The organism is Tsuneonella sp. HG222 (genome assembly GCF_053819185.1).
On the sequence record NZ_JBSOQZ010000002.1, the window covers coordinates 582,703 to 602,320 of the forward strand.

At 68.7% G+C, this 19,618-nt stretch carries 20 protein-coding genes; 11 read left to right on the top strand and 9 right to left on the bottom strand.

From position 1 onward, the window contains the following. Positions 1-36 precede the first annotated feature (36 nt). Entirely contained in the window at positions 37-1,695 is a 1,659-nt protein-coding gene (locus ACWPMZ_RS14435; RefSeq protein WP_455704756.1) for an ATP-binding protein, read from the top strand. A gap of 21 nt (positions 1,696-1,716) precedes the next feature. Here ACWPMZ_RS14435 and ACWPMZ_RS14440 read toward each other — a convergent pair whose 3' ends face one another. After that, entirely contained in the window at positions 1,717-3,144 is a 1,428-nt protein-coding gene (locus ACWPMZ_RS14440; RefSeq protein WP_455704757.1) for an MATE family efflux transporter, read from the bottom strand. 164 nt (positions 3,145-3,308) lie between these two features. Between ACWPMZ_RS14440 and ACWPMZ_RS14445 the strand changes: the two genes are divergently transcribed. Continuing rightward, positions 3,309-4,049, top strand: a complete 741-nt coding sequence (locus ACWPMZ_RS14445; protein WP_455704758.1) for a class I SAM-dependent methyltransferase — start codon at positions 3,309-3,311, stop codon at positions 4,047-4,049. Here ACWPMZ_RS14445 and ACWPMZ_RS14450 read toward each other — a convergent pair. After that, entirely contained in the window at positions 4,046-4,780 is a 735-nt protein-coding gene (locus ACWPMZ_RS14450; protein ID WP_455704759.1) for a 7-carboxy-7-deazaguanine synthase QueE, read from the bottom strand. The two genes, ACWPMZ_RS14445 and ACWPMZ_RS14450, sit on opposite strands and share 4 nt — an antisense overlap. Before the next feature lie 223 nt (positions 4,781-5,003). After that, positions 5,004-7,637, bottom strand: a complete 2,634-nt coding sequence (locus ACWPMZ_RS14455) for a valine--tRNA ligase (protein ID WP_455704760.1) — start codon at positions 7,635-7,637, stop codon at positions 5,004-5,006. 104 nt (positions 7,638-7,741) lie between these two features. On the opposite strand from ACWPMZ_RS14455, the gene ACWPMZ_RS14460 reads away from it, so the two are divergent. The 6 genes from ACWPMZ_RS14460 to ACWPMZ_RS14485 all read left to right on the top strand — a co-directional run bounded on the left by ACWPMZ_RS14460 (position 7,742) and on the right by ACWPMZ_RS14485 (position 12,829). After that, positions 7,742-8,851, top strand: coding sequence for an MlaE family lipid ABC transporter permease subunit (locus tag ACWPMZ_RS14460; protein ID WP_455704761.1), 1,110 nt, complete (start codon positions 7,742-7,744; stop codon positions 8,849-8,851). Further along, a complete protein-coding gene (locus ACWPMZ_RS14465; RefSeq protein ID WP_455704762.1) occupies positions 8,848-9,774 on the top strand; it encodes an ABC transporter ATP-binding protein in 927 nt (308 codons plus the stop codon). The genes ACWPMZ_RS14460 and ACWPMZ_RS14465 overlap by 4 nt, the downstream gene beginning before the upstream one ends. Positions 9,775-9,783: 9 nt before the next feature. After that, on the top strand, positions 9,784-10,722 hold the full coding sequence (locus ACWPMZ_RS14470; RefSeq protein WP_455704763.1) for an MlaD family protein: 939 nt from the start codon (positions 9,784-9,786) through the stop codon (positions 10,720-10,722). 8 nt (positions 10,723-10,730) lie between these two features. Further along, entirely contained in the window at positions 10,731-11,318 is a 588-nt protein-coding gene (locus tag ACWPMZ_RS14475) for an ABC-type transport auxiliary lipoprotein family protein (protein WP_455704764.1), read from the top strand. A 253-nt stretch (positions 11,319-11,571) separates the two neighbouring features. Continuing rightward, positions 11,572-11,748: a DUF465 domain-containing protein gene (locus tag ACWPMZ_RS14480; protein ID WP_455704765.1), complete on the top strand. Its 177-nt coding sequence runs from the start codon at positions 11,572-11,574 to the stop codon at positions 11,746-11,748. Positions 11,749-11,809: 61 nt separating this feature from the next. Beyond that, positions 11,810-12,829 (top strand): TerC family protein, encoded by a 1,020-nt coding sequence (locus ACWPMZ_RS14485; protein WP_455704766.1) that lies wholly within the window; start codon positions 11,810-11,812, stop codon positions 12,827-12,829. On the opposite strand, the gene ACWPMZ_RS14490 is transcribed toward ACWPMZ_RS14485, so the two are convergent. The 6 genes from ACWPMZ_RS14490 to crcB are packed head-to-tail and all read right to left on the bottom strand — an operon-like array spanning position 12,826 to position 16,602. Continuing rightward, positions 12,826-13,518 carry an ATP12 family protein gene (locus tag ACWPMZ_RS14490; RefSeq protein WP_455704767.1) on the bottom strand — a complete coding sequence of 231 codons (693 nt, stop codon included), beginning with the start codon at positions 13,516-13,518 and terminating at the stop codon, positions 12,826-12,828. The two genes, ACWPMZ_RS14485 and ACWPMZ_RS14490, sit on opposite strands and share 4 nt — an antisense overlap. Next, positions 13,515-13,766 (bottom strand): hypothetical protein, encoded by a 252-nt coding sequence (locus ACWPMZ_RS14495; protein WP_455704768.1) that lies wholly within the window; start codon positions 13,764-13,766, stop codon positions 13,515-13,517. Before ACWPMZ_RS14495 ends, ACWPMZ_RS14490 begins: the two co-directional genes overlap by 4 nt. After that, complete coding sequence (locus tag ACWPMZ_RS14500; protein ID WP_455704769.1) at positions 13,759-14,415, bottom strand: HAD-IA family hydrolase; 657 nt, start codon at positions 14,413-14,415, stop codon at positions 13,759-13,761. The genes ACWPMZ_RS14495 and ACWPMZ_RS14500 overlap by 8 nt, the downstream gene beginning before the upstream one ends. Next, a complete protein-coding gene (locus tag ACWPMZ_RS14505; RefSeq protein ID WP_455704770.1) occupies positions 14,412-15,014 on the bottom strand; it encodes an FMN-binding negative transcriptional regulator in 603 nt (200 codons plus the stop codon). Before ACWPMZ_RS14505 ends, ACWPMZ_RS14500 begins: the two co-directional genes overlap by 4 nt. Next, positions 15,014-16,186, bottom strand: a complete 1,173-nt coding sequence (locus tag ACWPMZ_RS14510) for an RluA family pseudouridine synthase (RefSeq protein WP_455704771.1) — start codon at positions 16,184-16,186, stop codon at positions 15,014-15,016. The genes ACWPMZ_RS14505 and ACWPMZ_RS14510 overlap by 1 nt, the downstream gene beginning before the upstream one ends. Continuing rightward, entirely contained in the window at positions 16,183-16,602 is a 420-nt protein-coding gene (crcB, locus tag ACWPMZ_RS14515) for a fluoride efflux transporter CrcB (RefSeq protein WP_455704772.1), read from the bottom strand. Before crcB ends, ACWPMZ_RS14510 begins: the two co-directional genes overlap by 4 nt. Before the next feature lie 255 nt (positions 16,603-16,857). On the opposite strand from crcB, the gene rpsU reads away from it, so the two are divergent. From rpsU to ACWPMZ_RS14530, 3 genes are all read left to right on the top strand, one after another. After that, positions 16,858-17,064: a 30S ribosomal protein S21 gene (rpsU, locus tag ACWPMZ_RS14520; RefSeq protein ID WP_160772655.1), complete on the top strand. Its 207-nt coding sequence runs from the start codon at positions 16,858-16,860 to the stop codon at positions 17,062-17,064. Positions 17,065-17,169: 105 nt separating this feature from the next. Further along, on the top strand, positions 17,170-17,790 hold the full coding sequence (locus tag ACWPMZ_RS14525) for an FKBP-type peptidyl-prolyl cis-trans isomerase (protein WP_455704773.1): 621 nt from the start codon (positions 17,170-17,172) through the stop codon (positions 17,788-17,790). A 90-nt stretch (positions 17,791-17,880) separates the two neighbouring features. After that, positions 17,881-19,593 (top strand): DUF4153 domain-containing protein, encoded by a 1,713-nt coding sequence (locus ACWPMZ_RS14530; protein WP_455704774.1) that lies wholly within the window; start codon positions 17,881-17,883, stop codon positions 19,591-19,593. Positions 19,594-19,618: the final 25 nt, after the last annotated feature.

Consider the following 19,618-nt stretch of genomic DNA (forward strand, 5'->3'; position numbering starts at 1 on the left):
CAGGACCCGGGAACGCCAGAAAACGGGTCTTTTTTCATGAACGATATGACGCGCCAGCAATTCAACGCTACCGCCCCGGCCGCCGCGCCCAGCGACTCCGCGCTGCAGCCGATCGGGGTGGTGCTGGAAATCTCCGGCGCGGGATCGATGATTGCGCTCGACCTGCAGCGTCTCACCGAATGCGCGAATGACGCCGACGCCTCGATCGCCATCGCCGGGCAGGTCGGCAGCCAGGTCAAGATCAGGACCAACGACGGCTGGCTGCTCGCCAGCGTGCGCAACCAGAAGCAGGATCGCCGTTCGGACGGGGTCCTGGCCAATATCGACTTCATGGGCGAAGGCGACGAGGAGCGCCTGACCGGCCGCATCCACAGCTTCCGCCGCGGCGTCACCCGGTACCCGATCCCCGGAGCGCTGGTCTATCCGGCGACCACGGCGGACCTCAAGCAGATCTACGCATCGGACGGGCGCAACACGATCCAAGTGGGCACCGTCTATCCCACGACCGACATTCGCGCCGGCATCTACGTAGACTCGATGCTGGGCAAGCACTTCGCCCTGCTCGGCTCGACCGGTACCGGCAAGTCGACCAGCGCGGCGCTAATCCTGCACCGCATCTGCGAAAGCGCGCCCAACGGGCACATCCTGATGATCGATCCGCACGGCGAATATTCCGCCGCGTTCAAGAACACCGGGACGATCTTCGACGTCAGCAACCTGCACATGCCGTACTGGCTGATGAACTTCGAGGAGCACTGCGAGGTCTTCCTCACCTCCACCGGCAACGACCGGCAGGAAGACAGCGACATCCTGGCCAAGTGCCTGCTCAAGGCGCGCGGCCGCAGCCGGCTGGCCGAGCAGATCGGCAAGATCACCGTCGACAGCCCGATCCCCTACCTGCTCAGCGACCTGACCACGGTCCTGCAGGACGAGATGGGCAAGCTCGACAAGGCGACGAGCAGCGCGCCGTTCATGCGGATCAAGACCAAGATCGACGAGTTGAAGGCCGATCCGCGCTACCAGTTCATGTTCTCGGGCATGCTGGTGGGCGACACGATGGCCGACTTCATCGCCAAGATCTTCCGCATGCCGGCCAACGGCAAGCCGATCGCGATCATCGACGTCTCGGGCGTCCCGTCCGACATCACCTCCACCGTGGTCGCCGTGCTCAGCCGCATGACCTTCGACTTCGCCATCTGGGGGCGCGAGGAGAAGACCCGGCCGATCCTGCTGGTGTGCGAGGAAGCGCACCGTTACGTGCCCAACGAGAAGAACGCCGACGGTTCGTCGGTCGGGCGGATCCTCAGCCGCATCGCCAAGGAAGGCCGCAAATACGGCATCAGCCTGGGACTGATCACCCAGCGCCCGTCGGATCTTGCCGAAGGTGTGCTGTCGCAGTGCGGCACCATCATCTCGATGCGACTCAACAACGACCGCGACCAGGCTTTCGTGAAGGCGGCCATGCCCGAAGGCGCGCGCGGGTTCCTCGATTCCATTCCCGCCCTGCGCAACCGCGAATGCATCATCGTGGGCGAAGGCGTCGCGATCCCGATCCGCGTGGCGTTCGACAATCTCGAAGAGGTCAAGCGGCCGGCTTCGGAAGACCCGAGCTTTACCGAACTGTGGCGCGGCTCCGGCGGTGAGGAAGAGGCGGTCTACCGCACCGTCCAGCGCTGGCGGTCGCAGGGCAAGTAGCCTTCGCCGGGACCGGCGCGCTCAAAGTTCCGGCATCATGCGCCCGGCGGGCTGGCCTTCGGCATGCGCCTGCTCCAGGGCCTGTTCCTCGCTCTCGGCCTGCGCCCGCGCGCGCCAGGGCAGGTACTTGTAGGCCCACCAGCTCAAGGCAAAGCCCGCCGCCGCGCCGACCGGGAACGACCACCAGATAGCGTCCGCCCCCAGCCAGTCGTAGGTCAGCCAGTAGAACCCGAGGCGCACCGGATAGAGCGCCACCGCCAGGACCACGAGCGGCGCCCAGACCGCGCCGCCCGCGCGCATCGTGGCCGAATAGACCATCGCCGGGGCGAACAGCACGAAGTTCCAGCTGGCCAGGAACTGGATGTGGCGCGCCATGTCCACCGCCGGGCTGTCGGCGCCGAGGAACAGGCCCAGCGCGGGCCGGTCGAACAGGATCAGCAGCACGGTCAGCACGCTCGTCATGCCCAGATTGACTGCGACGCCGACCTTGGTGACCTCGTCCAGCCGGTTCCATTTGCGCGCGCCGATGAACTGCGCCGCCATCGCGCTTACCGCGCCGCCCACCGCCATCGCCGGCATCTGGATGTAGGTGAACAGCTGCATCGCCGCGCCATAGGCGGCAGTGGTCATCAGCCCTTCGCGATTGACCAGGCCGACGACGATGATGCCCGCCGCGCTCATCACCAGCATTTGCGCGCCCATCGGCAGCCCCTTGGCGAGGATGAAGCCGAGTTCGTCGCGGTGCGGAACGAGATAGCCGAGCTCGGCGCCGCGCAGGCGCAGCGGCAGATCCTTGGCAAAGACGTAGACCAGCATGGCCGCGAACGAGATCATGCTGGCGGCGATTGTTGCGATCGCCGAACCGGCTATGCCCAGCGCCGGGAAGGGACCGAATCCGGCGATCAGCAGCGGGTTGAGCACGATGTCGATCGCCACCGTCACGCCCATGAAGATCAGCGGCGTGCGGGCATCGCCGGTGCCGCGCAGGCCCATGGTGAGGATGATCGAGACCATCATGAAGGGCATCGAGACGAACAGCAGCCGCAGATAAGTAAGCGCGAGATCGTAGGCACCGCCGGGCGTCTCGAGAGCGTCGAGCAGGGCCGGGGCACCCAGCCACCCGATCAGCGCGATGACCACCATCAGCAGCGCCGAAAAGCCCACCGCCGTGCCGAACGCGCGGCGCGCCCCGTCGATGTCGCGCGCGCCGAAGCGTTGCCCGATCCTGACCGTGCCGGCCATGCCGAACCCGAAGGCCAGGCTGGATACCAGGAACATGATGATGTTGGCGTTGGCGGTGGCGGCCAGTGCCTCCTCGCCGATCAGTTGCCCGACCCAGATCGAGTTAATCGTTCCGTTGAGCGACTGGAGGATGTTGCTCAGCAGCGTGGGCACGGTGAAGATCATCAGGGTACGGAGGACCGGACCTTGCGTCAGGTCGCCGCGCATCGGGATGGGCGGCCTTTTACCAGCGCCCTGCGGAGGCATTTCCTCGCTCATTGTCCGGAATGGTCCCCTGCGCAGACTGAGGGGGGATGGATGTGCAACCTTTTGGACAATGTCAATTGCGCGGGCCGGTGGACCCACGTTGCCGGCCGATCTACGGATCGCGCATGACGCTGACCCGCCAGGAAATCTCGCTGCTCGCGCATCGGCGCCACCCCATTGCCTGCCCGCTGTCGGACGCCAGCGTGGCATTGCTGATCGAGGCGCTTGGGCTGGACGGCGGCCGCTTGCTCGACGTCGGCTGCGGCGAGGGCGAGTGGCTGGCGCGGATCGGCGGGCGGGCGCGGGCAAGCGGGGTCGATCTGTCGGCCCCCGCGCTTGCGAGGGCGCGCGAGAAGCTGGGCCCGGGCGTCGACCTGATCGAGGCGGCGGCGGAGGACGTGCTGGCGCGCGGCGGCGGGTGGGATGCGGTCCTGTGCAACGGTTCGTGCCATGCGCTTGGCGGAGCGGAGCCGGCCATCGCGCGGCTGGGCGAGGCATTGGCGCCGGGCGGCGTGCTGCTGTTTTCCGACGGCGTGTGGCAGTCGCGGCCGACGGACGCGGCGCTCGCCGGGCTCGGGGCGGAGGAAGGCGATATCCCGCATATCGGCCGGGTCTTCGACGCGCTCCTCGCGGCCGGGCTGGCGGTGGAGCGGGTGCACCTGTCGAGCCAGGCCGAGTGGGACGAGTACGAAACCGCCTGGTGCGGCGCGCTGGAACAGCGTGCGGGCGAGATCGAAGGCGATGCGCCCGACGATGCGGCCCTGCTGCGCCAGACCGCGCGCGAGCACCGGTCGGGATATCGCGACGGTTATCGCGGGGTGCTTGGCTATCTCGCGGTCGTCGCCCGCCGCCCGGCCATGCATTAGGTTCCCCGCGTATCGCCGAACAGGCGGATGTGCTGCCGGTCGCTCAGCGTGAAACCGTGGTCGAGGCACAGCGGCCCGAGCCAGGCGATGCGCGCGTCGAGCGTGGCCGGGTCGGTCCCCTCGGGCATCAGCCAGATGCGTGACGGGGAAAGACCGTAGCGCTCCGCCAGGGCCAGGACCTCGGCCACGTCGGACGGCTGGGCGATGACGAACTTGAACACCGCGCGCGGGTCGGCCGCCCAGGCGGCAAGCCTTTCGGATGGAAGGGCGAGATTGGCCGGATTGCCCGAATGGGCCAGCTTGGGGCTGACAGTGTATTGCGCGATCAGCGGATCCAGGTCTGCGTGCGGTGCGACGGTGCCGTTGGTCTCGACCTCGACCCGGACGGAGGTGAGCAGGGCGAGCATCCGCGCCAGCGCCGCGCCTTGCAGCAGCGGCTCGCCCCCCGTCACGACCAGCCGGTCCTGGCCCAGGCCCGCGATCCGCTCGGCCACCTCGCTTTCGGGCAGCAGCACCTGGTTGTCCCTGCGGTCGAACGTCACGCCGCCGCGATGCGGCCTGTCGTCCCCGGCGAAATACCAGGTGTAGGGCGTGTCGCACCAGACGCAGGCGAGGTTGCAGCGCGACAGGCGCACGAAGGCGCAGGGGCGCCCCTGGCTCGGGCCTTCGCCCTGCAGCGAGGCGAAGATCTCCGGCCCGCCCGTGTCGTCGGTGGCGAGGGTCAGCGGCATGCGCAGGCCATAGACATGGACCGGATGTTACACGGTCCAGGGGGGATAAATTCCGCACCCGGAAGGCCACTCCAGGACGACAGCCTCGACACGGCCCTGACGGACCAATCCGACCGCTCCCGCAACGCGGGACGGGCACATTCAACGCGGGCGGGAGATCGGTCCATGCCTCACCCTTGGCACATCGCCGGGATGTAGGAAAATCCTCCGCTTTCGAGGAGGATCAACCCAGACGGGCCAGCGCCGCCTCCAGCCGAGACGCCTCGGCCTTGTGCAGCGCCAGATCGGCCTTGGCCTTGTCGACCGCCTCGGGCTTGGCACGCTCGACGAAGTTGGGGTTGGCGAGCCGCGCCTCGAGACTGCCCAGCTCCTTGCGCGATGCCTCGAGCGCCTTGGCTAGGCGCGCCTGTTCGGCGGCGATGTCGATCACGCCGCCCAGCGGGATGACGAAGGTGTCGCTTCCCGCGCCAACCTGCATCGCCGCGCCGGCGGGAGCCGCACCGGAATGAATGGTCGAGAGCCGCGCCAGCCGGTCGAGCGACGCGGCGTTGCCGGCGATCACCGCAGCCGCTGTGGCCGAAGGCTCGGCCAGCCAGGCTTCCAGCTTGGCGCCGGGCGCGATGCCGAGCTCGTTCTTGGCGGTGCGCAAGTTGCGCGTCAGGTCGACCAGCCAGTCGACTTCCGCCTTGGCGGCGGGATCGACCGCAGCCTGCGGTGCGGGCCATTGCGCCACGATGAGGTCGTAGGGTCGCTTTCCCTGCGCGTGCCACAGCTCTTCGGTCACGAAGGGCATGAAGGGGTGCAGCATGACCAGGATCTGGTCGAGCACCCAGCCGGCCACGGCCGTGGTTTCGTCGTCGACCGATCCCTTGATGAGTTCCAGGTACCAGTCGCAGAAGGTGTCCCACGCGAAGTGGTAGATCGCGTTGGCGGCCGCGTCGAAGCGCAGGTCGGCCATCGCCTGGTCCAGCTCGGCCAGAGTCTCGACGACTTCGCCCACGATCCACTTGTTGACCGCGTGGGTCGCAGCCGGGGCGGCGACCGAGGCCGAGGCGCCGATGCCGTTGGCCTGGCAGAACCGCGTCGCGTTCCACAGCTTGGTGGCGAAGTTGCGATACCCCTCGACCCGCGATTCATCCATCTTGATGTCGCGGCCCTGGCTTTCCATCGCCGCCATGAAGAAGCGCAGCGCATCAGCGCCGAAGCGGTCGATCAGGCCGAGCGGGTCGACGACGTTGCCCTTCGACTTGGACATCTTCTGCCCGTCGGGCGCGCGAACGAGGCCATGCAGGTAGAGCCGCTGCCACGGGTTCTGCCCGGTCATCGCCTGGCCCATCATCATCATCCGCGCATCCCAGAAGAACAGGATGTCGAAGCCGGAAATGAGCAGGTCGTTGGGATAGTGGCGACGGACCAGCTCGGTGTCGTTAGGCCAGCCGAGCGTGGCGAACGGCCACAGCGCAGATGAGAACCAGGTGTCGAGGACGTCCTCGTCCTGCGTCAACGAAGCGCCCGGCCCGGCCTGTTCCTGCGCCTGTTCTGCGGTTTCGGCGACGAAGATGTTGCCGTCCTGGTCGTACCACGCCGGGATCCGGTGCCCCCACCACAACTGGCGGCTGACGCACCAGGGCTGGATGTTCTCCATCCAGTTGAAGAAGGTCTTCTCCCAAGTCTTGGGCACGATCTCCACCGCGCCGCTGCGCACCGCCTCGATCGGGGCGCGGGCGAGTTGCTCGGCATCGACGTACCACTGGTCGGTCAGCCAGGGCTCGATCACCACGCCGCCGCGATCGCCGAACGGGGTCTGGATCACGCGGTCCTCGGTACCCTCGAGCAGGCCCTGCGCGGCGAGCATCTCGACCACGCGGTCGCGCGCCTCGAACCGGTCGAGGCCGACCAGGTGGTCAGGGATGAGCCCGTCGGCGACCTGCTGCACGCGCGCTTCGGCGTCGAGCATGTTGAGCATGGCGCCCGCCGCGATGCCCGCGCGCTTGCCGACCTCGAAGTCGTTGAAGTCGTGCCCCGGGGTGATCTTGACCGCGCCGCTGCCGAGCTCGGGATCGGCGTGCTCGTCGGCCACGATCGGGATTTCGCGCCCGGTTATGGGAAGCTTCACCTTGGCTCCGGCGGCGACCAGATGGGCGTAGCGCTCGTCGTCCGGATGGACCGCCACGGCCATGTCGGCCAGCATCGTTTCCGGGCGCGTCGTGGCGACCAGAATGTGCCCGTCACCCGAAGCTAAAGGATACTTGAGGTGCCAGAATTTGCCCTGCACTTCGCGCGTTTCGACCTCGAGGTCGCTGATCGCGGTCTTGAGCTTGGGGTCCCAGTTGACCAGCCGCTTGTCGCGGTAGATCAGCCCGCGCCGATGGAGGTCGACGAAGACCTTGACCACCGCCCGGGTGAAATGCGGGTCCATCGTGAACTGTTCGCGCGACCAGTCCATCGAACAGCCGAGCCGGCGTAGCTGGCGGGTGATCTGCCCGCCGCTTTCGGCCTTCCATTCCCAGACCTTGGCGACGAAATCCTCGCGGCTGTAGTTGGCGCGCTTGTCCTGCCGCTCCTCCATCTGCCGCTCGACCACCATCTGCGTGGCGATCCCGGCATGGTCGGTGCCGACCACCCACAGCGCGTCCTTGCCGCGCAGCCGCTCGTAGCGGATCACCACGTCCTGCAGCGTGTTGTCGAGCGCGTGGCCGATGTGCAGGCTGCCGGTCACGTTGGGCGGCGGGTTGACGATCGTGAAGGGCTGGGCACCCGGCCGGTCGGGGCGGAACTGGCCGCTCCCTTCCCAGTGGGCGTACCATTTCGCCTCGATGGCGGCGGGATCGAAGGTCTTGTCGAGCTGGGTCGTCATCAGGACCGGGCCTTTGCCAGCGAGGCCCACCCGGCGCAAGCGCAGTCGCCCGGCAACGCAAGTGCAGTTGCCCGGCGGCGAAATTGCCCGCATAGCGGCAGGATATGCGCACATGGGCGGATTTCAGCGTCGAGGACGGGGGTAGCGGCGGCCGGATGCGGCTCGAAGGGCCGTTGCTCGTCAGTTCGATCGGCCCGCTCGACAGGAAGCTGCGCGCCTTCGACGGTCAGGTTTCGGAGATCGACCTCGGCGGGACCGAGCGGATCGACACCGTCGGCGCTTGGACCGTGCTGCGCTTCGCGCGCGAACAGTCGGCCGAAATCGTCGGCGCGGGCGAGCGTGCCAAGCGCCTGCTGAAGGCGGTCGAGGAGGCGGAGAGCAGCGCCGACATCGAACCGCGGCGCCACCGCCTGTCGCTGCGCGTGCCCGAGCGGATGGGCGAGCTGGTGATCGAGTTCGGCCACGGGGTGCGCGACATGGTCGGATTCGGCGGGCAGGTGATCCTGTCGGCCCTGAGCATGATCCGGCACCCCTCGCGCTTCCGCACCAAGGCGTTCACCCGCCAGCTCGAGCAGGTCGGCGTCACCAGTCTGCCGATCATCGGGCTGATGAGCTTCCTCATCGGTATCGTCGTGGCCCAGCAGGGCGCCGCGCAGCTCAAGCAGTTCGGCGCCGAAATCTACACGATCAACCTGACCGGCCGCCTGACGCTGCGCGAACTGGGCGTGCTGATGACCGCGATCATGGTCGCCGGCCGCTCGGGCTCGGCTTTCGCCGCGCAGCTCGGCACGATGAAGCTGACCGAGGAGATCGACGCCATGCGCACGATCGGCGTCAGCCCGACCGAGGCGCTGGTCCTGCCGCGCGTGCTGGCGCTGGTGGTGATGATGCCGCTGCTCGGGTTCTTCTCGTCCGTGGTGGGAATCATCGGCGGGGCATTCATCTCGATGCTCACGCTCGACATCCCGTTCATGACCTTTCTCGAGCGCATTCGCGAGGTCGTGCCGATCTACGACGTCTGGGTCGGGATGGTGAAGGCGCCGGTGTTCGGCCTGATCGTGGCCATGACCGGCTGCTACCAGGGCATGCAGGTGAAGGGCAATTCCGAGGAAGTCGGCATGCGCACCACCAAGGCGGTGGTCCAGGCGATCTTCATGGTCATCGTGCTCGACGCGTTCTTCGCGGTGTTCTTCACCGAAGTGGGCTGGGCATGATCGAAGCCGAGGCCGCGGAAGGCCGCACCCACGTGGACCTCGACGTGCCGGTCAACGCGCTCGACGATGCGCCCGAGCATTTCGAGGGCGAGTTTCCGATCGTGATCACCGGGCTGAAGAACTGCTTCGGCGACCAGGTGATCCACGAAGGGCTCGACCTCAAGGTCAAACGCGGCGAAGTGCTGGGCGTGGTCGGCGGATCGGGCACCGGCAAGTCGGTCCTGATGCGCTCGATAATCGGCCTGCAGATTCCCGACGAGGGGACGATCGAGGTGTTCGGCAAGGACATCACCGAGGCCGATCCCGACGAGGAGATCGGCGTGCGCAACCGCTGGGGCGTGCTGTTCCAGGGCGGCGCGCTGTTCTCGACGTTGACCGTGGGCGAGAACGTCGAGGTGCCGCTCAAGCAGTTCTACCCTGAGCTCGATCCCGAGCTGATGCACGAGATCGCCCGCTACAAGGTGGTCCTGTCGGGCCTGCCCGAGGATGCGGCGAGCAAGTATCCGGCCGAGCTGTCGGGCGGGATGCGCAAGCGCGCCGGCCTGGCCCGCGCCCTGGCGCTCGACCCCGAGCTGCTGTTCCTCGACGAACCGACCGCGGGTCTCGACCCGATCGGCGCGGCGCGGTTCGACGAGCTGACCCGCGAGCTGGCCGACACCCTGGGCCTGACGGTGTTCCTCATCACCCACGACCTCGACACGCTCTATTCGATCTGCGACCGGGTGGCCGTGCTGGCCGACCGGAAGGTCATCGCCGTGGGCACGATCCCCGAGCTGATGGAACTGGACCACCCGTGGATCCAGGAATACTTCAACGGTCCGCGTGGCCGCGCCGCGCAATCGACCAAGGACGGCTCGCAAGCCTCAAGGGCGGACGAGCCCCATGCCAAGGGCATGGACAAGCACGGCAATTCGGGGGAATAGGCGGGCCAGATGGAAACACGGGCCAATTATGTCTGGGTCGGGGCGGTCACGCTGGTGCTGCTGGCGGCGCTCGCGGTGTTCATCGTGTGGATCGCCGGATTCGGCACGTCCGACCGCAAGCAATACGACATCTTCTTCCCGCAGGCGGTCGACGGCCTCGCGCCGGGCAGCGCGGTGAACTTCGCCGGCGTGCCGGTGGGCAAGGTCGACGACATGAACCTGTGGAAGGAAGATCCGCAGTTCGTCCAGGTCCGCATCAGCGTGCAGGAAGACGTGCCGATCCTGGAAGGCACGACCGCCGCGGTGCAGGGCAGCTTCACCGGCGTTTCGACCATCGGGCTCGACGGTGCGCGCGCCGGGCAGCCGCCGATCACCCGGCCCGGGCGTGACGGGGTGCCGGAAATCCAGCCCAGGGCGGGCGGCCTGGGGGCAATCCTGGCCGGCGCGCCGCAACTGCTCGACAACCTCAGCTCGCTGACCGCGCGGCTGACCGAATTCATGAGCCCCCGCAATCAGCGCTCGCTCGAAGGCATTCTGGCGAACACCGAGCGCCTGAGCGCGGGCCTGGCCGACGCCAGCCCGCGGATGGAAGCCGTGCTCGCCGATCTGGACGCCACGCTGGTCCAGGCGCAGGGCACGCTGGCCGCGATGGAAACGACGCTGGGTTCGGCGAACGATCTGATGGCACAGGACGGCAAGCCGCTGATCGCCGATCTCAGGCGCACGCTGGCGTCCGCGCGCGAAGCGTCCGATGCGCTGCGCGATTCGATGAACGACGTGCGCCCCGCCGCGCGGCAGATTTCGGAAAGCACGCTGCCCGCCGCCGAGGCTGCGCTGCGCGACCTGCGCAAGACCACCGCTGCCCTCCGGCAAGTGACCGAATCGATCGAGAACAACGGGGCCGGCGGATTGATTGGCGGCTCCAAATTGCCGGATTACAAGCCATGAGGCGCGCCATGACCCTTTCCATCCGCCCGGTTACGGTCGCCGTCCTGGCGGCGCTGACGCTGACGGGCTGCAGCCTCGGCAAGAAGCCGCCGCCGTTCTTCCTCAACGTCACGCCGGTGCGCGAGGCCGCTGCGGGCACGGGAGCGAGCGGCACGGCCGACACCGCGCTCGCCATCCTCGACCTGCAGGCGCCGCAGAAGATCAACGTCACCCGCGTTCCGGTGACCACCGGCGACAGCTCGCTGGCCTATCTCAAGGATGCCGAGTGGGTCGAGAAGCCCGCCCGGCTGTTCCAGCGCCTGCTGGCCGACACCGTGCGCGCCAAGGGCACCCGCCTGCTGGTCAGCGGGACCGACCTGGAATTCACCGCCGCGAGCAAGCTTTCGGGCACCCTCTCGGCGATGGATTACGACGCGGCGAGCGGCACGGCGGTGGTCCGCTTCGACGGCGTGCTGATCAGCGGCGACAGCCAGGTGACGACGCGGCGCTTCGAGGCCCGCGTGCCGGGCGTCGCGGCCGATCCTGCCGCCGTGGGCGCGGCCCTCAATACAGCGGCCAACCAGGTCGCCAGCGAGGTCGCCGACTGGGTCGGCTGACCTCCACGGCCTGGCCGGTCGAGCGACCGGCTCCAACATTTTTTCCGGGCCTGCTTGAAAGGCATTTCGCCGCCCCCTAGTTAGCGGGAGCGGACCGGGCCCCTCTGGCGCGACGCATCGGCCCTTATGGCGGTGCATTGCGTGATGTCGGACCGCATCGGATGTTGCCGATGTGGCCCGGGACCCTCCCCCCAAACCCCCGGCCCGTCGGCACATCCGATCGAACCCCACTGTTCGATTAGGGAGTGACGCAATGTCCGATCGCATGTTCCGCCTCATGGAACGCCACCAGAAGCTCGACCGCATGATCTCCGCCGCGCGCCAGCGCCGGGCGTCCGATCCGTTCGAGCTCCTGCGCCTCAAGAAGCTCAAGCTCGCCGTCAAGGACCGGATCGCCGGCCTCGTCGGCCGCCGCGGCCTGACCGGCTGACCCTTCGCGGAAGGTGCCGCGCGCGCCTTCCGCACCTTCTGCCCGGCAAGGGGACGACACCATGGAATTTCTGTTTGCGGACTGGCTGGGGACCCCGGCCTGGTTCTGGCTTGCGTTCGGCGGCCTCGTCATCGCGCTGACCGCCTTCGACCTCGGCGTCCTTCACAAGGAGGACCGGGAAATGGGCATCGGCGAATCGCTCAGGCTGAGCGCTTTCTACATCGCGGTGGCGCTCGCCTTCGGGGCGTGGATCTGGGTCGAGCGGGGCGCCGACCTCGGCATGAAGTACTACACCGGCTTCTTCATCGAAAAGGCGCTGTCGATCGACAACGTCTTCGTGATCAGCCTGATCTTCACCTATTTCGCGATCCCCGCGAAGTACCAGTACCGCGCCCTGCTGTGGGGCATCATGGCCGTGATCGTGTTGCGCGGCCTGATGATCGCCGGGGGCGCCGCGCTGGTCGAGCAGGCCTACTGGGTGCTCTACATCTTCGCCGCGTTCCTGATCTTCACCGGCGTGAAGATGTTTTTCGCCGGCGACCACCAGCCCGACGTGGCGGCCAATCCCGTGGTTCGCTGGATATCCAGCCACATGCGGGTCACGCCCGAACTGCACGGCCAGCACTTCTTCGTGAAGGTGCCGGACGCAGGGACCGGCAAGGTCGTCACCGCGGTGACCCCGCTGTTCCTCGCGCTGGTGGTGATCAACCTGGCAGACCTGGTCTTCGCGGTCGACAGCGTGCCCGCCATCTTCGCGATCACGACGGACACCTTCATCGTCTATACCAGCAACATCATGGCGATCCTCGGCCTGCGCGCGCTGTACTTCGCGCTCGCGGCGATGGTGCACCGGTTCTACTATCTCAAGTTCGCGCTGGCCGCCGTGCTGGTGTTCATCGGCTCCAAGATCTTCGTCGCCGATTTCGTGCTGGGCGGGGACAAGTTCCCGCCGGCCATGAGCCTGGGCGTGACCGCGGCGCTGATTACGCTGGGCGTCGGCTATTCGCTGTGGAAGACGCGCCATGGCGAGGATGCCGCGCCGCAACTGCCGCATCGGCCGGAAATGGGCGAGACCGGCTAGCGGGCCAGCGCCGCGAACCTGGCGGCCGTCCGGAAGGCGGCCAGCCGCAGGGCGCGGCGCTGCTCGGCGGCAAGGTCCCAGCCCCACAGCTCGGCCTGCCAGTCTTCCTCCGCATTGGCGGCGGCGAACAGGGCGTCGAGATCGGCCCCGGGGTCGAGCGCGGCGAGGCCGGTGATCAGGCTGGCGGCGAGGGTGGTGAGCATCTCCAGCGCGGCGAGGTCGAACGGGCTCATGCCCGCCAGATGCCCGGCCAGCACGACGCGCGTCTGTTCCGGCTGGGGGCGATGGAGCACGCCGCTGACCCGTTCGAACCTGATCGCGTGGCGCGCCTCGGCCGCCCTGATCACCGGCTCCCACAGCGTCTGCTGGCGGTGCCACAACGGTTCGTCGGGGTCGGCGCGGTAGAGCAGCGTATCGGTGTCGCCATAGGGCAGCAGGCGCTCCGCAGTGCCGGCCGGATCGGCGGCGACCTGGTCGATCGCGTAGTCGGCCAGGTCGCGCAGCACGAAGCCGCCCGGATCGATCTCCTCGCCCTGCGCCGCCCACTCTTCCGCCAGCGCCTCGGCCAGGGTGGCCGTGGGTACAACTTGCGCAGCGCCGGCCTGCGTGCGGATCGGCCGGCCGTCGAGCATGACCTGCCAGCCCCCGTGCACTGCCTGGGCGGTGGCTTCCTTCCAGAAACGCTTCATTCGGTCGGCGTGCGCCACTTGCGGGCGAGGATGCGCGGGACGAGGAAGACGTCGATCAGCCCGACCCCGATGAACACGTAGCCGGCGAAGCGCGGCATGGCGACGGCGCCTTCGATGACCAGCATCCCCAGCAGGATCATGCCGGCGCCGAGCACGCGCTGCATGGTGATGATCATCCAGCGGCTGCGTGCCGTATCGTCGGAGATGCGCTGGTCGGGCGGGCGGTGTTCCGGCGGGCGGCTAGCCATCGATCAACTCCTTGATTTCGCCGGGCGACCGCGCGACGGCGGCGGCGCCGGCGGCGATCAGTTCGTGCGGCGCGTGATAGCCCCAGGCCACGCCCAGCGCGCGCACCCCGGCGGCGCGGGCCATGGCGATGTCGTAGGTCGTGTCGCCGATCATCACGGTGGTTTCCGGCGCCGCGCCGGTTTCCGCCATCGCGGCTTCGAGCATCGCGGGATGGGGTTTCGACGGGTGGCGGTCGGCGGTCTGCAGCGTGGCGAACCGCCCGCTCAGTCCGTGCACCGCAAGCAGACCGGCCAGCCCGCGATCGGACTTGCCGGTCGCCACGCCCAGGGTCCAGCCCTGCGCATCGAGCGCGTCGATGAGGTCGCCGACACCGTCGAACAGCGGCTCGTGCAGCGTGCCGGCCACGCGCGACTGGAAGAACGCGTCCTTGTAAGCGGCTACGATGCGGCCGTGAGTTTCTTCGCTCTCGTCGGGCACCAGGCGGCGCACGGCGTTGGGCAGGCTCAGCCCGACGATCCGCAGAACCTCGTGGCGCGGCGGGCAGGCGAGGGCGCAGTCGGCAAAGGCGCGCTCCATCGCGCCGGTGATGGCCGCCTGCCCGTCGGCCAGCGTTCCGTCGCAGTCGAACACCGCGAGGCGGACGGTCATCCGCCCAGCGTCCGCATCAGGGTGGCAAGCGCGGGGGACCCTTGCGCTTCGAGCGCATCGGCCACGGCGAGTCGTTCCCCGGCCGGCTTGTTCTGGCTGAGCTTGAGCGTGGGGCGCCAGGCGCGCGCTTCCAGTTCGAACCCGGTGATCGCACCGATCAGCTTGGACCACAGGGCCGGATCGACCTGGTCGGAGCGGTAGGGTTCGCCGCCGGCGATGCGCCCTTCGCCGCGCTCGGCGATTGCCTCGAGCAGCGCTTCCAGTTCCTCGCGGTCCATCCGCCGAACCGGGCCTTCGCACTCCAGCGCTACGTAGTTCCACGTAGGGACCTGGCCCGGCGCGCTGTACCAGCGCGGGCTGACGTAGGCGTCCGGCCCGTTGAACACCGCCAATGCGGTGGAGCCGGCGATGTGCCGGGTCAGCGCGTTGCCGTTGGCGAAGTGGAACCGCAGCTTGCCGTCCCCGGGCGAGATGATCGGCACGTGGGCCACGCGCGGCCCGTCGGGCGTCTGCGCGAAGATCATTCCGAAGCCGATCTCCGCGATCAACGATTCGAGCAGCGCGCGGTCCTCGCTGCGGAAGGCGGGGTTGGGATGCATCAGTGCTTCTTCGGTCCCGGTTTTTTCGGCCCCGCCTTGCCTGGGCCGGGTTTCTTCGGCGCGACACCGCCGGTCCGGCGGGAAGTGCGCTCGCCGCGCCGCGCCTTGCGGTACAGCTTGGCATGGGCCTTGGCCGCCTGCTTCTTCTGCGCCGGGGTGCGGGGCGGCGGATCGTCGCGCACCGGGGCGGCGTCGCTCGCGCCCTCGTCGAAGCCGAGCTGTTCCAGGCTGGCCGCGAAATGCTCGGGCAGATCGGCGGTCGTGTCGAGCTTGCCGCCGGACGGATCGTCGATGATCAGGCGCCGGGCGTGCAGGTGCATCTTGCGGCTGATCGATCCGGTCAGGAACGCTGCCTGCCCGCCGTACTTGCCGTCGCCGACGATGGGATGGCCGATCGCCGCGCAGTGGACCCGCAGCTGGTGCGTGCGCCCGGTCAGGGGCTCGAGCTCGAGCCAGGCGGCGCGGTTGCCCGCGCGGTCGACCACGCGATACTTGGTCTTGGCCGGCTGGCCGCCCTCCATGTCGACGTGCATCTTTTCGCCGCCGGTCCCCGGCTGCTTGGCGATGGGCGCCTCGATCACCCCTTCCGACACCTCGGGCACGCCCACGACCAGCGCCCAGTAGACCTTCTTCGCGCTGCGGCCGGAAAACCGGCGGGAGAAGAACGCCGCGCTGCCCGGCGTACGGGCGATGAGGAGGACGCCGCTGGTATCCTTGTCGAGCCGGTGCACCAGGCGCGGGCGCGGTTCGTCGGCATTGGCGTAGGCATCGAGCAGCCCGTCGACGTGCTGCGTCGTCTTGGTGCCGCCCTGCGTGGCGAGGCCCGGCGGCTTGTTGAGCACCAGCGCGCCGGCGGTCCTGGCGATGACCATCGCCTCGGCCTCGGCGGTCTGTTCGTCGGTCAGCGGCTTGACCGTGCGGGCTTTGGGCCTGGTCGCCTCTCCGCCCGGCGGCACGCGCACCACCTGGCCGGTGGCGAGCCGGTCCTCGGGTTTCACGCGCTTGCCGTCGACCCGCACCTGGCCGGTGCGCGCCCACTTGCTGACCATCCCGAAGCCGACTTGCGGCAGGTGCCGCTTGAACCAGCGGTCGAGCCGCACGCCGTCATCGTCGGGCGCTACGGTGAACTGGCGGACGGTGTCCCGTTCGCCCTTGGCGGGTTCGTCGCTCATGCCGCGAGCCGCATCACGATGAGGCCGAGATAGAGCGCGGTCAGCCCGGCGAGCACCGAGACGAGGGCATAAAACATCGCCTGCGCCGCCTGCCCGCGCTCGATCAGCAGCATGAGCTCCAGGCTGAAGGCGCTGAAGGTGGTGAATCCGCCCAGCAGCCCGACGCCGACGAACAGGCGTGCCTGTTCCGCGCCCAGCGCGCCCGAGGCGCCGTGGCGAGCGAGCCAGCCGGCCAGCAGGCCCATGGCGAAGCTGCCGAGCACGTTGACGGCCAGCGTTGCCCAGGGAAAGGCGGAAACCGCCGCGGGGCCGAGCAGGAGCGTGACGAGCCGCCCGGCCTGGTACCGCGCCACGGCGCCCGCCGCGCCGCCCAGCGCGACGAATCCGGTTGCGGCAAGGGGGGAGGGGGACGCCATGGCCTGCGCCTTAGGGTCCCGGCCCAAGGCTGGCAACGGCGTTGCCGACGGCTCGGCGGCGCCGCGAACGGAGCGGGACGGCGAAAGGAGAGCCCAAAAACCTTGCGTTCGCCCGGCGATTCCCTTATCGGGCGCCACGTTCGTGCCGGTCCGGAACGGAATCGGCGCGTATTTCATTGGTATCATGCATGGTGCATCCCGCGCCGATCTACCGCGGGCTCTCCCTCATTTGGTTTCGAAAGGTGGCTTAGGTTTATGCAGATCGTCGTCCGCGATAACAATGTCGAACAGGCTCTCCGCGCGCTCAAGAAGAAGCTGCAGCGCGAGGGGGTGTATCGCGAGATGAAGCTGCGCCGCCACTACGAGAAGCCGAGCGAGAAGCGCGCACGTGAAAAGGCCGCCGCCGTGCGCCGCGCCCGCAAGATGGAGCGCAAGCGGATGGAGCGCGACGGCAGCAAGTAAGCGCCGCTTGTCAGCACGAAACCGATAAGCCAAAGGGGCGCGGGGGGTTTGCTTCCGCGCCCCTTTCGCATCCGGGCCCCATATCTCTTCGAGGACAACCGACCGATGGCCGAAGTCACCCGCGTTCCCCTGCAGCCGATCGCCAAGGGATCGCTCGCCAAGCTGTGGCTCGGCCTCCTGCTGGTGCTCGCGCTTGCGGCCGGGCTGGCCTACTGGGCGATGCCCGCCGGCGTCGAGGTCGACACGCTGACCGAGGGCGAAGGGCCGACCCCGAGCGAGAGCGACGTCGTCTTCGTCAAGTACACCGGCAAGCTGCCCGACGGCACGATGTTCGACCAGTCGCAGGAACTGCCGGTGCCGGTGAAGGGCATCCTGCCCGAAGGCATGCCGATGCAGCTCAGCGGGGTCATCCCCGGCTTCAAGGAAGCGCTGCTGCGGATGCAGAAGGGCGGCAAGTATTCGATCCGCATCCCGGCCGACAAGGCCTACGGCGCCAACCCGCCTCCGGGCTCGCCGATCCCGCCCAACAGCGACCTGATCTTCGAGGTCGAGATGGTCGACTTCATGGCCGAGGCCGATGCCCAGCGCCGGGTGCAGATGATCCAGCAGATGATGGCCAACGGCCAGGGCGGCCCGCCTGCCGAGGGCGGCCAGTCTCCCGAGGGCGGCCAGCCCGCGCCGGGCGCGCCGGGTGCTCCTCCGGCCCAGGGCCCTGCCGGGCAATAATCCCGCCCGCGCGGCGATTGCTCACATTTCGCTCATGCCTCGCGCCGCGATTCGCGGCATGAGGGGTCCGTTGCAAACGGAAGGATGAGCATGGACGGCGACGCGGAACGACCCGAATGGCCCCTGCGGCCGTGGTTCCTGGCGGCCGGCATGGGCGCGGCCGGCTTCCTGGTCTGGGCTTTCGGCGAGGGTGGCGACACCAGCGGCTGGCGCATGGCCGCCACCGCCTTCTTCTTCTTCGGCTCCATCGCGGCCGCCTTCACGATCGAACGCGATCGCTGGAAGCAGCCGCTCGCCTTCGCGCTGGTGGCCGGCCTCGTCATGGCCGGGCTGGCCTGGCGCGCGGTGCTGGCGGGCGAACGCTACGCCGATCCGCAATACGGGTTTGCCGCCGGGGTGATCGCCACCGCGCTGGCCCTGCCGCTGTTCCAGGCGGGCTTCCTGCGCGATCGCTTCCGCACGCCTTACGAACGGGTGCACCGCCACGTGTGGAACGACGCCATCGGTGCGGGGGGCAGCCTGGCCTTTGTCGGTGCATCGTGGCTCGTGCTCATCGTGCTGGGCGCGCTGTTCAACCTGCTGAAGATGCGCTTCCTCTACGAACTGATGGAACAAGGCTGGTTCGGCTGGACCTGGTCGGCCACCGCCTTCGGAGCCGCCCTCGGCATGATCCGCGAGCAGGAGCGCATCCTGGCGAGCCTGCGCGGTCTGGTGACGACGATCCTGTCGGTGCTGGCGGTGCCGCTGGCGCTCGGGCTGGCGGTGTTCCTGGGCGCGATGGTGGTCTCCGGCCCCGACATGCTGTGGCAGGCGACCCGCAACGCCACGCCCATCCTGCTGGCCTGCGCCGCGGGCTCGTGGGTCCTGGCCAATGCCATCCTGCGCGATTCCGACCACGAGATGACCGGCAACCGCGTGCTGCGCTGGGCGGCCTGCGCGCTGGTCCTGGCGATCCTGCCGCTGACGGTGTTCGCCGCCGTCTCGCTCGGCACGCGGGTGGCGCAGCACGGGCTCAGCCCCGAACGCCTGTGGGGCCTTATCGCGATCGCGGTCGCCTGTGCCTATGGCCTCGCCTGGCTGGTCGCGCTGGTGCGCGGGTGGAAGGGCGGTGCCTGGCGCGAGCGGCTGCGGCGGGCGAACCTCCACCTGGCGGCGGCGATCTGCGTGGTCGCCTTCGTGTTGGCGCTGCCGATCTTCGACTTCGGCGCGATCAGCGCGCGCAACCAGGTCGCCCGGCTGCAGAGCGGCTCGGTCTCTGCCGAGGATTTCGACTACGCCGCCCTGCGCTGGGATTTCGGCGATGCCGGCCGCCGGGCGCTGGCCCGGCTGGAGCGGAGCGGCAACGCCAAGGTCGCCGAACTGGCGGCGCTCGCCCGCAAGCAGACCGCCCGCCAGTACGGCTACCAGGGCGAGCGGACCTTCCGCACCGAATCCGAGATCGACGTCCGCGTCCAGCCCGACGAACCGGCCCTGCGCAAGCTGGTGATCGACCATCTGCGGGGCAATTCCTATCTGTGCGACGAGTTCTGCATCGCGCTCGACCTGGGGCCGGGCAAGGACGCCGGGCAGCGCGAGGTCGCCTTCGTCCAGAACGGGCGCTACCAGCGGGTCAGCCTGCCTTCGGGGGTGCTGGAACCGCGGACCGAAGTGGCGCCCGCCGCCTCGGCCACGTTCGGCAGGGATTCCACGGTCGAGGTGCGCACGCTGCCCCGGCGCTACATCGTCGTCGACGGGCGCCCGGTCGGGGAAACGCTCGACGGTCCCGAGGCGATCGATGCCGTGGGGGCCGAAACGGACCGGTAACCGCCGACTAGCTTGAAGCGCGCCC

Bases quoted from the DNA above. Each gene is read 5' to 3' on its own strand.
- ACWPMZ_RS14455 (WP_455704760.1), bottom strand. From the start codon at position 7,637: ATGACGACCCAGCTCGACAAGACCTTCGATCCCGCCGCCATCGAGGCG.
- ACWPMZ_RS14460 (WP_455704761.1), top strand. From the start codon at position 7,742: ATGCGCACATGGGCGGATTTCAGCGTCGAGGACGGGGGTAGCGGCGGC.
- ACWPMZ_RS14495 (WP_455704768.1), bottom strand. From the start codon at position 13,766: ATGGCTAGCCGCCCGCCGGAACACCGCCCGCCCGACCAGCGCATCTCC.
- ACWPMZ_RS14480 (WP_455704765.1), top strand. From the start codon at position 11,572: ATGTCCGATCGCATGTTCCGCCTCATGGAACGCCACCAGAAGCTCGAC.
- ACWPMZ_RS14435 (WP_455704756.1), top strand. From the start codon at position 37: ATGAACGATATGACGCGCCAGCAATTCAACGCTACCGCCCCGGCCGCC.
- ACWPMZ_RS14505 (WP_455704770.1), bottom strand. From the start codon at position 15,014: ATGCATCCCAACCCCGCCTTCCGCAGCGAGGACCGCGCGCTGCTCGAA.
- ACWPMZ_RS14450 (WP_455704759.1), bottom strand. From the start codon at position 4,780: ATGCCGCTGACCCTCGCCACCGACGACACGGGCGGGCCGGAGATCTTC.
- ACWPMZ_RS14510 (WP_455704771.1), bottom strand. From the start codon at position 16,186: ATGAGCGACGAACCCGCCAAGGGCGAACGGGACACCGTCCGCCAGTTC.
- ACWPMZ_RS14485 (WP_455704766.1), top strand. From the start codon at position 11,810: ATGGAATTTCTGTTTGCGGACTGGCTGGGGACCCCGGCCTGGTTCTGG.
- ACWPMZ_RS14490 (WP_455704767.1), bottom strand. From the start codon at position 13,518: ATGAAGCGTTTCTGGAAGGAAGCCACCGCCCAGGCAGTGCACGGGGGC.
- rpsU (WP_160772655.1), top strand. From the start codon at position 16,858: ATGCAGATCGTCGTCCGCGATAACAATGTCGAACAGGCTCTCCGCGCG.
- crcB (WP_455704772.1), bottom strand. From the start codon at position 16,602: ATGGCGTCCCCCTCCCCCCTTGCCGCAACCGGATTCGTCGCGCTGGGC.
- ACWPMZ_RS14525 (WP_455704773.1), top strand. From the start codon at position 17,170: ATGGCCGAAGTCACCCGCGTTCCCCTGCAGCCGATCGCCAAGGGATCG.
- ACWPMZ_RS14475 (WP_455704764.1), top strand. From the start codon at position 10,731: ATGACCCTTTCCATCCGCCCGGTTACGGTCGCCGTCCTGGCGGCGCTG.
- ACWPMZ_RS14465 (WP_455704762.1), top strand. From the start codon at position 8,848: ATGATCGAAGCCGAGGCCGCGGAAGGCCGCACCCACGTGGACCTCGAC.
- ACWPMZ_RS14500 (WP_455704769.1), bottom strand. From the start codon at position 14,415: ATGACCGTCCGCCTCGCGGTGTTCGACTGCGACGGAACGCTGGCCGAC.
- ACWPMZ_RS14470 (WP_455704763.1), top strand. From the start codon at position 9,784: ATGGAAACACGGGCCAATTATGTCTGGGTCGGGGCGGTCACGCTGGTG.
- ACWPMZ_RS14445 (WP_455704758.1), top strand. From the start codon at position 3,309: ATGACGCTGACCCGCCAGGAAATCTCGCTGCTCGCGCATCGGCGCCAC.
- ACWPMZ_RS14440 (WP_455704757.1), bottom strand. From the start codon at position 3,144: ATGCGCGGCGACCTGACGCAAGGTCCGGTCCTCCGTACCCTGATGATC.
- ACWPMZ_RS14530 (WP_455704774.1), top strand. From the start codon at position 17,881: ATGGACGGCGACGCGGAACGACCCGAATGGCCCCTGCGGCCGTGGTTC.